This window comes from Bacteroides gallinaceum, assembly GCF_030373775.1.
In the GTDB taxonomy this organism is placed as follows: Bacteria; Bacteroidota; Bacteroidia; order Bacteroidales; family Bacteroidaceae; genus Phocaeicola; species Phocaeicola excrementipullorum.
In genome coordinates this window covers 202169-216623 of record NZ_JAUDEN010000003.1, presented here as the reverse complement: position 1 = coordinate 216623, position 14455 = coordinate 202169, and the positions used below count along the sequence as shown (strand labels likewise).

General features: G+C 48.8%; 12 protein-coding genes. 6 read left to right on the top strand and 6 right to left on the bottom strand.

The annotated features are described in order from the left end of the window. Nucleotides 1-127: 127 nt before the first annotated feature. On the bottom strand, nt 128-595 hold the full coding sequence (locus QUW60_RS03200) for a nucleoside deaminase (protein ID WP_258338072.1): 468 nt from the start codon (nt 593-595) through the stop codon (nt 128-130). Between the two features lie 158 nt (nt 596-753). Here QUW60_RS03200 and QUW60_RS03195 point away from each other — a divergent pair, with 158 nt between their 5' ends. The 4 genes from QUW60_RS03195 to QUW60_RS03180 all read left to right on the top strand — a co-directional run bounded on the left by QUW60_RS03195 (nt 754) and on the right by QUW60_RS03180 (nt 5082). Further along, on the top strand, nt 754-2544 hold the full coding sequence (locus tag QUW60_RS03195; protein WP_289558406.1) for a tetratricopeptide repeat-containing sensor histidine kinase: 1791 nt from the start codon (nt 754-756) through the stop codon (nt 2542-2544). A 74-nt stretch (nt 2545-2618) separates the two neighbouring features. Further along, nucleotides 2619-3266, top strand: coding sequence for a response regulator (locus tag QUW60_RS03190; protein ID WP_289558405.1), 648 nt, complete (start codon nt 2619-2621; stop codon nt 3264-3266). 55 nt (nt 3267-3321) lie between these two features. Further along, nucleotides 3322-3696: a hypothetical protein gene (locus tag QUW60_RS03185; protein ID WP_258338075.1), complete on the top strand. Its 375-nt coding sequence runs from the start codon at nt 3322-3324 to the stop codon at nt 3694-3696. Nucleotides 3697-3714: 18 nt separating this feature from the next. Beyond that, complete coding sequence (locus QUW60_RS03180) at nt 3715-5082, top strand: fasciclin domain-containing protein (RefSeq protein WP_289558404.1); 1368 nt, start codon at nt 3715-3717, stop codon at nt 5080-5082. An 84-nt stretch (nt 5083-5166) separates the two neighbouring features. Here the strand turns inward: QUW60_RS03180 and groL are convergent, their stop codons facing one another. Together groL and QUW60_RS03170 are read right to left on the bottom strand one after the other, a co-directional pair. Further along, nucleotides 5167-6798, bottom strand: a complete 1632-nt coding sequence (groL, locus tag QUW60_RS03175) for a chaperonin GroEL (protein ID WP_258338077.1) — start codon at nt 6796-6798, stop codon at nt 5167-5169. Nucleotides 6799-6834: 36 nt separating this feature from the next. Next, nucleotides 6835-7107, bottom strand: a complete 273-nt coding sequence (locus QUW60_RS03170) for a co-chaperone GroES (protein WP_258338078.1) — start codon at nt 7105-7107, stop codon at nt 6835-6837. Nucleotides 7108-7746: 639 nt separating this feature from the next. Here QUW60_RS03170 and QUW60_RS03165 point away from each other — a divergent pair. Then, nucleotides 7747-9849: a polysaccharide lyase 8 family protein gene (locus tag QUW60_RS03165; RefSeq protein WP_434736835.1), complete on the top strand. Its 2103-nt coding sequence runs from the start codon at nt 7747-7749 to the stop codon at nt 9847-9849. Nucleotides 9850-9926: 77 nt separating this feature from the next. Here QUW60_RS03165 and QUW60_RS03160 read toward each other — a convergent pair whose 3' ends face one another. Next, the gene (locus QUW60_RS03160; protein ID WP_289558402.1) at nt 9927-10949 is read right to left on the bottom strand and encodes a glycosyltransferase family 2 protein; all 1023 of its coding nucleotides are present in this window, start codon (nt 10947-10949) and stop codon (nt 9927-9929) included. Beyond that, nucleotides 10946-12262, bottom strand: coding sequence for a tRNA (N(6)-L-threonylcarbamoyladenosine(37)-C(2))-methylthiotransferase MtaB (gene mtaB / locus QUW60_RS03155; protein ID WP_289558401.1), 1317 nt, complete (start codon nt 12260-12262; stop codon nt 10946-10948). The genes QUW60_RS03160 and mtaB overlap by 4 nt, the downstream gene beginning before the upstream one ends. Before the next feature lie 246 nt (nt 12263-12508). Between mtaB and QUW60_RS03150 the strand changes: the two genes are divergently transcribed. After that, entirely contained in the window at nt 12509-12703 is a 195-nt protein-coding gene (locus tag QUW60_RS03150) for a PG1828 family lipoprotein (RefSeq protein ID WP_289558400.1), read from the top strand. 173 nt (nt 12704-12876) lie between these two features. On the opposite strand, the gene QUW60_RS03145 is transcribed toward QUW60_RS03150, so the two are convergent. Beyond that, a complete protein-coding gene (locus QUW60_RS03145) occupies nt 12877-14424 on the bottom strand; it encodes a Gfo/Idh/MocA family protein (protein WP_289558399.1) in 1548 nt (515 codons plus the stop codon). Nucleotides 14425-14455: the final 31 nt, after the last annotated feature.

Below are 14455 nucleotides of genomic sequence, written 5' to 3'. Positions count from 1 at the left end.
GCCGATTGGCAAACCCATCAGACTTGTCAGCCCGACCCTGCCGTTCTTACAGGAAAGAACTGCGATATCGGACTGACAAAATCAGGAAATGCCCTGATGCAAGCGTCCCATAAGTTTCCAGACGCAATCAATACTCCACTTTGTCTGCTTTTCCTTCCCAGTCCCGGAAAGCCTTGAGCGCCTCTTCCGGAAGCAACACTTCCGACTTCAGCCTGCGGTCTTCCGGCTTCAGCTCCAGCTCCTCATAAATGAAGGCATCATCAAAACCGATGGCCGCAGCATCACGCTTGCTGTTGCCGTAATACATACGGTCGATATGCGCCCAATAAATAGCCCCCAAACACATCGGGCAAGGCTCACAAGATGTATATATTTCACAACCGCTCAAATCAAATGTATTCAGTTTCCGGGCTGCCGCACGGATCGCACTGACCTCAGCATGAGCTGTGGGATCATGGTCAGACGTCACGCGATTGGTACCCACCGCCACAATTTCTCCGTCACGGGCGATTACCGCTCCAAACGGTCCTCCTCCCTCCGCCACATTCTTTACAGAAAGTTCAATGGCCTTACGCATCAATTCTTCTTTTGTCATAATCAATTTCTTTGTAGTGTTACATGCATTTTAAAGATAAACAAAAAAACGGGACATCCAGCCGTCTTTTAAGAAAACTTATCTGAAAAACAGCATAGCCGTTGGAGAAAAGGAAAATATTTCTAATTTTGTATTTTTAATCATCACTATTCTGGCCTATGAAAAACAAAATCCGTGTTCTGCTGCTGGCAGCTCTGTCTGCATTTATAAGCGCACAAGCGAAAACAACCCAGGAACTTGAACAGCTTACTTTCGCTGCCGACTCACTCTACTCGCTTGGGCAGATTGATGCTGCACTGGCTATCAGCGAAAAGATAATCCGGCTGGCCGAACAGACAGGCGATGAAGCGGCAATCACAAGCAGCTACACATCACAAGGCGTCTACCTGAGATCGTCCGGCAGAATTGAAGAGGCAGTAAAGGCATACGACACCGCACTGAAACATGCACGGCAGTTGCCCCAAGACTCACAAGAGAATCTGGAGGCGCTGACCACTCTGTACAATAACCTTGCGACCCTGCATCTGGACATGAAAAACGCAGAAAGGGCCGGAAAATATGCCGAAGAAGCAGTGAAACTGGCAGAAAAATGCGAAGACAAGGACTTCCGCTCGCAGATATTCGCGGTATGCTCCTCCATATTCATCAAACAGGAAAAATTCAGTCTGGCAAAAACTTATCTTACCAAAGCGGCCGCCATCGCCCACGATTCGGGACAAACCGATGCGGAACTAAGTTCGCGTTCCTACTACCTGCTGGCACTATTCCGCAGCGGAGCCTCATCCGACGAAATAAACACATACATGGACGAAACGCAGAAGCTCACTCAAAAGGTGCAATCAACCATGACACTGGTCGTCTTTTACCAGATCCAGTTCATCATCCGACAGGCACAAAAGGATTATGCGGGAGCCATAGAAACAGCCGGAAACATACTGCATCTGCCGAACATCGGAGATTATCCTTTCCTGCTTTATGACATTTACAACAACCTCCACCTCACCTACAAGGAAACCGGCAACTACAAAATGGCATACGGCACGCTGCTCAAAGCCAAAGAGCTGAGCGATTCGCTTTTCGTTGACGAAAAAAGCCGGCAGCTGGAAGAACTGTCCGAAAAATACGAAAGCCAGAAAAAGGAACTGGAACTGCAACAGCTGAACGAGAAAAGAACGCAGGAAAGGCACGTCATGCAAGGCTGGATTATCGGGCTTGCATTCATTCTTACCATCGCTGTTTCAGCCGGCATTTATCTGCTGCAAAGACAGAAACTGAAACTGGAGCGGCAAAAGCGGAAAGCAAAGGAGCAGGAAAAACAGTTTGAACAATTGCAGCGGAGCACCGAACTGCAAATGACACACGATTACCTGGAGCAACTGGAAGAAGAACGTTCCCGGCTTGCCAAAGAACTGCACGACGGCATCTGCAACGACCTGCTTGCGCTGGAAATGAAAATACAGTCAGAATCCGAAAATACCAAAAACGAATGGACAGAAAACCTGAAGCACACCCGTGAAAATATCCGGAAAGTATCGCACGCCCTGCTGCCTCCCACTTTCCAGGCAGCAACCATCGATCAGATTCTGAGAAGTTATCTGAATGACTTGTCTGCCGGCCGATGCAGAATCAGCCTCATCACGCTGCCGGAAGACGCCGACTGGTCGGTGCTTCCCGACGAAATGGCACTGAACATCTACCGCATTATCCAGGAAGCGACGGGCAATGCACTGAAACACGCTTCGGCCTCGGTGATAGAAGTTTCACTCAAATGGGAACTGCCCGATCTGGTGCTGAACGTAACAGACAACGGAAAAGGCATCTCGGAAGGAAGGAAAGCCACCGGACTGCGCTCCATCAAGGAAAGGGCCAAAGACCTGAAAGCCAAACTGCACATACAAACTTCTGAAGCGGGAAGCAGCGTGGAAGTGACGATTCCTATATTCCGATAAAAACCACGGGAAGCCGTGGGAATTATTTCATCCACTATGGCTATTTTTGTAAAAAATTAGGATATTATAGGAGAATGACATATAGCATAGCCATCATAGACGACCATTCGCTGATTCTGGAAGGACTCAGAAGCCTTTTGAAGGATCTGCCTGACGTTACAGAAATTCTTGAAGCGCATAATGGAACTGAAATGCTGGCTTTGCTGAAAGACAAGGAGTTTCAGGCGTGCATCGTAGATCTGGACTTGCCGGACATCGACGGCTTTGCCCTGATAGACGCCATAAAGAAGGAAAAGCCTGATACAAGAATCATTGTATGCACCATGCACGAAGAGGTCTGGATTGTGAACAGACTGAAGCATCCGTCAATCAGCGGAGTCGTATTCAAGTCATCTGCATCCGAACATATCCAGGAAGCCGTGCAGCAAGTAATAAACGACGGAACCAGTTACTATTGCCCGCACTTCAAGAAACTGTATAAGGAAAAACAGGCAAACACGGCCAATATGATCAACCAGCCTCCCACGACACGCGAGCTGGACATACTGAAAAGCATAGCCAAAGGCATGAACACACACGAAATTTCAGAACATCTGTTCATATCCGAAAACACCGTAGAATGGCATCGCAAAAATCTGATGCTGAAATTCGGCGCACGGAATGCAACCGATCTGGTCATCAAGGCCCTGGCTAAAGGATTCCTCAGCATCCCGCTGGAATAAGACAAGAAAAGGCAAAGAGATAAACCATTTATTGTTTCATTAAAATTTTACCGCTATGAAAACGAGCAGTCTATGGAAAGCGGTCGCGCTTTCCGCATGTATCGTCTTGGGAACAGCCTGCGCAAGCAATGACAAAAAGGCTGAGTCTTCCGGCACACCAGAAACAGCCGAATCTGTTTCTCCCGCAGAAAACGGCATACTCGAAGAGGTGCTGGAACTGATTGAGAACGGCATTTCGGAAGTAAAAAAGGATGCCAATCCGCAAAAAGCCATGATGGTCATGAAAGAAACCAGCGAGTCGATTGACAAAGTATGCGAAAAACACGGAACAACGCTTTCCGAATGGAAAAAGACACTGTCGGAAAGCGACCTGCAGAAGTATGAAAAGACAACGGCCGATTTCTTGAACGAATGCAAGAAAATCAAATAAACCAATAACACTCAAACCATGAAGAAATTTTTCCAATATGCATTAGCCTGCACACTGGCGTTTACAGCTTATGCGTGCAGCGAAGACGAGAACACCCCCACTCCTCCTCCGTCGAAAGGAGAGCAAGCCGTGGAGCAAGTCATCAACGTGCTTGAAGAAAAGCCGGAACTGAGCCAGTTTGCCGAACTGCTCAAAACAGCCGACGTGTCAGACCTTCAGGAGGAAAAACTGACCGTTTTCGCCGTAAAGAACGAAACCGCAGCATGGAACAGAAGCCGTGCGCTCGCCATGGACTCAACGGCACTGAAACGGCACATAGCCAAAGGAAGCTACACGAAAGACCAGCTCACGGACGGAACCGTACTGAAGAGCATCAATGAAGAGAACCTGTACATCACGCGCGAAGGAAATGCCGTGTCGGTAAACGGAGTGGAAATCGAAGGGGAAGCGATTCCGGCAGGAAACAGCTACATCTATGTAGTGCCGGAAATAATAGAGTCGCAGGCCGAACCGACAGTCCCTCAGGATTCTGTCAACGTAAGCGACATCAGCTACTTGTGGCGGAACACCATGAACAACTATCTTTCCAAAAACTGGGAAGTAGAAGCGAAACTGACAACCGGATACGGAGGATTCACCTACAATGACATTGCGACACTCTCCGACGAATACTGGAATACGGCATATCAGACCCTGGCGGAAGGAGAAAAGTATCTGGCGCAATTGGCAGAATCAGAAGAAGGCAGAAATCTTTCCGACACCATCAAAGTGGAAAAGGCTCTCATACAGGCACAGCTTTACGGATATTACGGCAAGTACGTTGACGGAGAGAATGTCTGCACAGCCGACGATCTCATTTTGTCTTGTGAAACCTTAGTTGACCTCTTGCCTGGAGCCATGCGCGATGCAGCAAGCCTTCTGAGCGCAAAGGTCCTGTTCTATAATGAACAATATGCAGGAGCCGTCACCTATTCCGAAATGATTCTGGCAAACGGCAACTACGCCCTCGGCGAAAACGAAGTCATCTGGAAAGGATATACCGACGCTTTCGGAAGCAGTGTAGACCCGCTGCTGCTTCAGGAAGTCTATATCATAGCCGCTATCGCCCACTATAAGAATGGAAATGTTCCCAAAGCGCTTGAACTGCTGAATGTCATTGCAGAGCCGCCTATCTCCAGCATAGAAGACATTGACACAAGCATCTATCTTAACCTTCTCAAAGGGACAGGAGAAACCTATCCCTACTATCGTCTGCTGACATCCATGGACATCAGCGTAAGCTATCCGCTAGACTTCGGATTCGACATAAGCAAACACTTGCTGCTGCCTGTCCCGCAAGACGCACTGAACGAAAACACGGGACTCATACAGAATCCCAATTATTAATTCTCTCTTCTATAAATATTTAACAAAGAAAATCCCGACTGGACTAGTTCCAGCCGGGATTCCTTATATATCGGGGAAAGAAGATTACATCATTCCGCCCATACCGCCCATGCCGGCAGCCGGCATTTCAGGCTTTTCTTCCTTCTTTTCAACGATTACACATTCGGTGGTCAGGAACATGCCTGCGATTGATGCGGCATTCTCAAGAGCCACACGTGTAACCTTGGCAGGGTCAACCACACCGGCAGCATGCAGGTGTTCGTAAACGTCTGTACGTGCATTGTAACCGAAGTCGCCTTCGCCTTCACGAACCTTCTGAACAACTACTGCACCTTCCTTGCCTGCGTTGGCAACGATCTGACGCAGCGGCTCTTCGATGGCACGCTTGATGATTTCGATACCCGTAGTTTCGTCTGCATTGTCACCCTTCAGGCCTTCCAGCGCATCGATTGCACGGATGTAGGCTACACCGCCGCCCGGAACGATACCTTCTTCGATTGCGGCGCGGGTTGCGCACAACGCATCGTCTACACGGTCTTTCTTTTCTTTCATTTCCACTTCAGAAGCAGCGCCTACATACAGAACAGCCACACCGCCTGAAAGTTTTGCCAGACGTTCCTGAAGTTTTTCCTTGTCGTAGCTTGAAGTCGTATTCTTGATTTCAGCCTTGATCTGGTTGATACGTTCGTGGATGTTTTCCTTGCTTCCTGCACCGTTCACGATCGTCGTGTTTTCTTTCGTAATCGTAACCTTGTCGCAAGAACCCAGCATCTCAAGCGTAGCCTGCTCCAGTTTCAAGCCCTTTTCTTCGCTGATAACCACGCCGCCCGTCAAGATTGCAATATCTTCCAGCATAGCCTTGCGGCGGTCGCCGAATCCCGGAGCTTTCACGGCACAGATCTTCAACTGGCTGCGCAGACGGTTTACAACCAAGGTAGTCAAGGCTTCGCTGTCAACATCTTCTGCAATTACCAGCAACGGACGCCCGCTCTGTACAGCCGGTTCCAGAATAGGCAAGAAATCTTTCAGGTTGCTGATCTTCTTGTCGTAAATCAGGATATACGGATGTTCCATCACGCATTCCATCTTTTCAGCGTCTGTCACGAAATATGCCGACAAGTAACCGCGGTCGAACTGCATACCTTCAACGACACCGATTGTAGTGTCAGTACCCTTGGCTTCTTCGATGGTGATTACACCGTCTTTGGAAACCTTGCGCATTGCATCTGCGATCAGCTTTCCGATCTGCGGATCGTTATTTGCAGAAACGGTTGCAACCTGCTCGATCTTGTCATAGTTGTCGCCCACGGTTTCAGCCTGAGCCTTGATTGATTCAACGACCTTTGCCACGGCCTTGTCGATACCGCGCTTCAAGTCCATCGGATTCGCTCCTGCCGTAACGTTCTTCAAGCCTACACCTACGATCGACTGAGCCAGTACGGTTGCAGTGGTAGTACCGTCACCTGCATCGTCACCCGTCTTCGAAGCGACCGACTTGACAAGCTGCGCTCCTGTATTTTGGAAAGCATCAGCCAGTTCAATTTCCTTTGCCACCGTCACACCGTCCTTCGTGATGTGCGGAGCGCCGAATTTCTTTTCGATGATCACGTTACGTCCTTTCGGACCCAGTGTTACTTTCACAGCGTTAGCCAGTTCGTCAACACCTTTTTTCAACTGGTCACGCGCATCGATATTGAAAAGTATTTCTTTTGCCATAATTCTTCTGATTTTTAAGTTCTTTATCCATTAAAATTAACCAAGCACTGCAAGCACGTCGCTCTGGCGCATCATCAAGTATTTGACGCCTTCATATTCGATTTCAGTGCCCGAATATTTGCCGTACAATACCTTGTCACCTACCTTCAAGACCATTTCCTCGTCTTTTGTTCCGTGACCTACCGCTACAACTTCGCCCTGCAACGGTTTTTCTTTCGCTGTATCAGGAATAATGATACCGCCAACTGTCTTTTCTTCGGCCGGAGCCGGAAGAATCAGCACTCTGTCTGCCAATGGTTTAATGTTCATAGTCTTTATATTTAAATTGTTTGTATTTTTGTTTTCCACGTCCCCGGAAGGACGCTAAGCACACTGCCAAAAGTGTGCCACACAGACAAATCTGACAATATGGCACCATATACTGACAAGTCCCCCCCCCACAACTGACAGTCTTGCTTCCCTTTTTGCAGAGCCGGTTCCGTATCCTTGCCCGCCCCGCACCGCACAAGGAATGGACTTGCGCGGAAAGGCAGGCGCCGGATACACGCCGGAAACTCCGTTCCACATTGCGATTTCTTCATTCCACAACGTGGTTTGTATGTTCCACAATGTAGTTTATACATTCCACATCGTGAAATACAGAACCATACAGCCCATGCCTGCCTTGCCGGCCCGCACGAAAGGATTTTCCGCCCCTGCCCCATCCGCATCTGAGAGCGGTTTGCAAGAACATCTCTCCGCTTCCAGGCGGAAGGCAGCAGCCCGCCCGACGGAAAAAGGCGGAGAAAACATCCCGAAAACAATTCTCAAACTGAGGCAGAGCAAAATTCAAACGGGCTCTTAAACACGCTCTTAAGTTTTCATGCAAATCTTTTTAAAATCGTCCGGACACTTGCGATTAAATCAGAAAATAATTATCTTTACACCCGTAACTTAACCAAAAGATTTATGAACGCCCGTTTGAGAACACTTGTACTGACAGCAATCGCTTCATGCGGCCTGACCATGGGCGCGCCTTATGCGCACGCATCCAATGCGGCCCAAAACGATTTTGAAGTATTTATGCAGAAAATACGCAACAGCGTAAAAAAGAACCCGTCGATCGACAGCGACCTCGCGAAGTTTAAAGATGACGGCTCGTTTGCAGATGTGGACTACACCAATACGGCCATGACCAACTGGGATCCCATCAAACACATCGAACGCCTGCAAAATTTCGCATACGCCTACACGAATCCCGACAACAAGCATTATCAGGACGAAGCCGTATACGACAAGATTGTCAAAGGGCTCGAATACTGGTATGCGCAAGATCCGGAAAGCGACAACTGGTGGCACAACCAGATTTCGGAACCGCAGAAAATAGGTGTACTGCTGATCCAGATGCGCAGCGGAAAGAAACAGGTGCCGGAAGACATTGAAGCAAAAACGCTCGAACGCATCCTCAAAGACGGAGGCGAACCGGAGAAATGGACGGGAGCCAACCGCACGGACATCGCCCTGCACTGGATCTACCGCGCCTGCCTGACAGAAAACGCCGACGACCTGAAGCGTGCAATCGACAATGTGTTCAGCCCCGTGGAATACACCACAGGCGAAGGCTTCCAGTACGACAACAGCTACTTCCAGCACGGAACGCAGCTCTATATCGGAGGATACGGCGATGAAATCCTGAAGGGAGTGACTCAGGTTGCATCGTATGCCCTGGGAACAAGCTACGAACTGAGCAAGGACAAAGTGGAACTGCTCAGCAAATTCATGCGCGAAACCTACTACCGCTCCGTGCGCGGACAGAACATGATGTGGGATATCATCGGACGAAGCATGAGCCGCCCGAACGCAACCAAGAAACAGAACACGGCCATATATGCCAAACGGATGATTGACATCGACCCGGAACACGCCGAAGAGTTCAAGAACATCGTGGCCCGGCTGAACCGCAAGAAACCGGCCGACTACAAGACAAGAAACGGACATATACATTATTATATAGGCGACTATTCGCTCTATACAAGCCCTTCTTACGCAATGGATGTCCGGCTGGCATCGACCCGCACAAAGAAGTGCGAATACGGCAACAAGGAAAACCTGAAGACTTATTTCCTTTCATACGGATGCACCTGCATCACACAGACGGGAGATGAATACTACAACATCTTCCCCGTATGGGACTGGCGGCACATCCCGGGCACCACTGCACCTCAGGTAGAAAAGATTCCGATGGACGACAAGGCATGGGGCATGAACGGAACATCCACTTTTGCCGGAGGCGTTTCCGACAGCATCATGGGAGCGACTGCATTTTCATACACCGACACGAAAGAAGAAGTCAACCTCAGCGCAAAGAAAAGCTGGTACTTCTTCGGCGATGAAGTGGTTTGCCTTGGAGCCGGAATCAGTTCAACGACAAACGTACCGGTACACACAACCATAAACCAGTGCTTCCTCGGAGCATTCAACATGAACGCAAAGACGCTTGAACACCCCAACTGGATCATAAACGACAATATCGGCTACCTCTTCCCGCAAGAAGAGAAGGTGTTCTTCACTTCTCAAGAACAGAAAGGAAAATGGAGCGACATCAATACCAGCAAGAGCAAGAAGGAAGAATCGCACCATGTGTTCACGGTGGGAATCGATCACGGTGTAGCCCCCAAGAACGCAAGCTATGCCTACATCGTGGTTCCGAACAAGAAGTCGGAAAAGGAAATGGAGGCATACTACAAGAACAATCCGATTGAAATCCTGTCGAACACAGACAAGATCCAGGCTGTCCGCAACACTGAAGACGGCGTATGGATGGTAACGTTCTTCGAAGCCGGAACAATGAAGCACAAAGACTTGAGCGTAACCGCCGACAAGCCGTGCGTCCTGATGGTGAAGGATCTCACTTCAAAAGCGGCAACCTTGCATATCGCTGACCCGGGACAAACCCAGACCGCCATCAAGGTTACAATAAAGAACGGAAAGAAAGAGCAGTCGGTAACTGCCGACTTTGCAAATACCGGCATTCATGCCGGAGCAACCAAAGCCTACCGGATGGCTTTCTGAGAAACGACTTTCACTGATACAGAAAGGGAGGGTGCCCGCAAGGTCATCCTCCCTTTCTGTATCTTCCGCACGGAATATCAGCCGGTGAGCCGTCCGAACGTCTTTTTGCCCTTTATCTTGCTCTGCCACAAAATACTGAAGCGGAAACGTTCCGGTATATCTTCCGTAACGCTCCGGGCTATATTCTCTTTCCGGTCGGCAACGAACGAAGGAAGCATCCGCCTGAAATCGCGCCGGGCCTTCAATACAGCCTTGAAGCCGGAGGTTTCTCCTTTCAGCAAAAAGGCCAAAGCCGCCACATAGTCAAGTATTTTACGGACAGCCATCACATGGCGCAGCTCCGGCTCAGGAAGATTCTTATACAGCATCAGCAGATTGTTCCTGAAATTGAGGTAGGTCTTGCGGGGACTCTCCTTCTTCAAAGTGGCGCCTCCCACATGATACACCACCGAAGCAGGCACACAAAAAAGCAGATATCCCCTGCTCCGCAAGCGCCAGCACAAATCAATTTCCTCCATATGAGCAAAAAAACGGCCGTCAAGTCCGCCCGCTTCCCGATAAGCGTCCAGCCTGATCATCAATGCCGCTCCCGAAGCCCAGAACACCGGAAGCGGAGTGTCATACTGTCCGGCGTCGGCCTCCACATGTTCAAATATACGTCCCCGGCAAAAAGGATAGCCGTAGCGATCCATAAATCCGCCGGCGGCACCGGCATATTCAAACCTCGTCCTGTCATTATACCCCAGCAGTTTGGGCTGGCAGGCCGCCACATCGGGATGCCTGTCCATAAAATCAGCCAGCGTGTCAAGCCACCCCGGAGTAACTTCCACATCGCTGTTCAGCAAGACGACATATCGGGCCTCAACACATTCCAGCGCCTTATTATAGCCGTCGGCAAAACCGTAATTACGGTCCAAGGCAATCAGGCGGACAGAAGGAAATTCTTTTTCAACCACTTCCCGCGAAGAGTCAGCCGAAGCATTGTCCGCCACACAGACCTCCACATCCGCTCCCGAAGAAAATTCCACCACCGAAGGCAGAAAACGGCGGAGCATCTCAGCGCCATTCCAGTTCAATATGACAACTGAAACCTTTTTCATAACATCATCCCTTTCAACGCCGTACCGTCTTCATTGAAATCGCCCAGACGCACTTTCAGCAAATGGTTGTCAAGAGCGTCGTTATGCTCCATCTCCACACGGATATAGTTCCGGGTGAATCCGTGCATAGGCATTCCGGCCCGGGCTTTTTCCATCAGCACTTCCGCCTCCCGTCCGATATGCCGCGCATAAAACGCATGCAGTTTCTGCTCCGACAAGGCAAGCAAACGCTGGCTGCGCTCATGCTTTTCTTCCGGAGAAACCACATAGTCTATTTTCAGAGCCTGAGTACCCGGACGCTCCGAATAGCTGAACACATGCAACTGCGTTACATCCAGGCCTTCTATAAATTCATAAGCACGGTCAAAGTATTCGGGCGTTTCCCCGCGAGTCCCCACAATCACATCCACACCGATAAAAGCGTCAGGCATCAGCTTTTTCACCGTATGGATCTTGGATGCGAACAGTGCCGTGTCATAACGCCTGCGCATCAGTTTCAGCACTTCGTCACACCCCGACTGCAAGGGTATATGAAAGTGAGGCATGAAACGCTTGGAACGGGAAACAAAGTCAATAATCTCATCCGTCAGCAAATTAGGCTCGATAGAGGATATGCGATAGCGTTCCATCCCGTCCACTTCATCGAGAGCCTTTACCAGATCGAAGAACGTTTCGCCTGTCGACTTTCCAAAATCGCCGATATTCACTCCGGTGAGCACGATTTCTTTACCGCCTTCCGCCACAACCTGACGCGCCTGAGCCACCAGGTCTTCTATCTTTCCGTTACGGCTTCTGCCCCGGGCAAAGGGAATAGTGCAATACGAACAGAAGTAATCGCAACCATCCTGCACCTTCAGAAAATACCGCGTGCGGTCGCCGCGTGAACAGGAAGGCGAAAAACTCCGGATATCTTTTACGGCTGTCGTAACGGACTCTCCGTGAGCCTTCTTCTCCAGATTCCCAAGGTAACTCACCAAATCGCCCTTCTGCTCTGCGCCCAGCACCAGATCCACGCCCTCAATATCCGCGATCTGTTCCGGCTTCAACTGGGCATAACAGCCGGTCACTACGACAAAAGCTCCCGGATGCTGGCGCACCAGTTTATGGATAGCCTGCCTGCACTTCTTGTCCGCAACATCCGTAACAGAACATGTGTTGACTATGCATATGTCTGCCCTCTCTCCTCTCCTGGCCGTACGGACGCCGGCTTCCTTCAATATTTTACCTATAGAAGACGTTTCCGCAAAGTTCAGTTTGCAGCCCAACGTATAGTAAACAGCTTTCTTATCTTGAAAAACAGTCGTATCAATCATATTTTCTCCTTTTATATAAGGTGCAAAGGTATATATAATTTTGTGATTCCTGCCATAAAGAAAAAATATTCAATTTCCATTCAAAAAAGGTGTTATAAAACACATTGATTCACAAGTAAATATATTTTACAACATATTTTTTTGAAAAAAAGTTGGCTACAGATGAACAACGTATCCAAAAAGTCCATATATTTGCAGCGTTTTAAGAAAACAACATAAGTATTACAGATTTAAAAGCAAAAGAAAATGAAAAAATTGGTATTTTTGTTCGTAGCTTTCGCTGCTGTTTCTTTCGCATCTTGCGGAAACAAGGCAGCTAACACTGAAACTGCAGCTGACTCTGCAGCAGTTGAAACAGTAGAAGAAGCAGCTCCGGTTGTTGATTCAACAGCAGTTGCAGCTGACTCTACAGCAGCTGATTCAGCAGTTGTTGCTGAATAATCTCGAACAAGAGAGGATTGAAAGTCTGTAAGCTCAGCCTACAGACTTTTTTTGTGCCCGTATGCAAAGGACGTGCACAAAAAAATAACAAGGATGTGTCAGCAAACAATCTGAACACATCCTTGTCTTTTATACAGTCTGCTGTCTGCAAACCCGATACAATCAGCTAAAGCTTATTTTTCAGTTCCCCATTCTTTAGCTCCCTGTTCTTTCAGCTTTGCAGTAAATGCTGCCGCCTTTTCTGCGGCTGCCTTTTCATCTTCAGGACTTGCAAAAGCATGCTTGTATCCTTTTACCACATTCCATTCGCCGCGTGTGAAGTCGGGGAAAGCAACCGGAGCACAACCGTTGTCCATCGAAAGCTCGCCCAATTCAGCCAAGCAGCACCATTCTGCCAGGTCATAAACATCCATATCCAAAGGAAGTCCGTTCTGCAGGCAGTAAACAAGACGGCTGTCCATAATGAAGTCCATACCGCCATGGCCGCCCACTTCTTTCGCCATTTCGCCATATCTTTTCAGAATAGGATGCTGATACTTCTCAACCAAAGCCTTCATTTCAGCTTCCGGCAAGAAACTGTGCGCACTCAAGTCGTCAACTTTCGGCTGCACGCCCGATGCGCTCAACTGGTCAGCCTCTACCGCATATCCCTCAACCGGATATTTGTTTGCAAAGCCTTTCGTTCCGGTCAGCTGATACAGGCGGTTATACGGCTGAGGTGTCATAACATTGTGCTGAATTTCGATAACCTTTCCATTCTCCGTGCGGATAAGGGTTGTTGTATGATCGCCGTTGCGGAAATTGTTGCAAGTAGAATCCGTGCGAGCCTCAACCAGTGCCTTGCCCACAACCGACTTGGTATCCATAGCCACCAATGTCTTCATGCGGTCGCCACGATGGATGTTCAATGCCTGCGCTACCGGGCCAAGGCCGTGAGTGGCATACACATCGCCACGATGACGCATGTTATAATCCAGACGCCAGCCCAGCTTGTCATTCTCTCCATTCTTCCAGTAATAGTCCCAGAACTGGTCGAGATTATGAATGTATGCGCCCTGCGCACGGATCACTTCACCGAACACTCCATGCTGTGCCATGTTCAGCGTATTCATTTCGAACCAATCATAGCAGCAGTTTTCGAGGATAAAGCAGTGCTTGCGAGTCTTTTCGCTCAAATTGATCAGTGTCCAGCACTCTTCCAGATTCATAGCAGAAGGAACTTCGATAGCTACATTCTTTCCATTTTCCAACGCACATTTGGCAATCGGGAAGTGATGCATCCAGTCGGCTGCAATATACACAAGGTCGATGTCCTCGCGTTTGCAAAGCTCTTCGTATCCTTTTTCTCCCGAATAGATGGCAGCTTTCGGCAACGAAGCCTTTTCCAAATATTTCTGGCATTTTTCTGCACGTTCCTTTTCATAGTCGCAAAGAGCTACAATCTGAGTTCCGGGAATATAAGTAAATCTTTCCACAGCACCGGGACCGCGCATACCCAAACCGACAAATCCCACACGAACGACTTCCATCTTCGGAACAGTCAGTCCGATTACACTCTTCTGACCTTCCGGACGCTCGGGAGTTTCCACAACAATTGTTCCTTTATCCCAACTCCAGCGAGTTCCGCGCTCGTTCATCTGCACAGCAGTCGATTGCTGTGAAGTGCAGGCGCACAAGGCTACTGCACAAATTCCCAACATTAAAGCTTTAAATTTTCTCATGTTTTTTATATTTAGGTTAATAAAAATGATT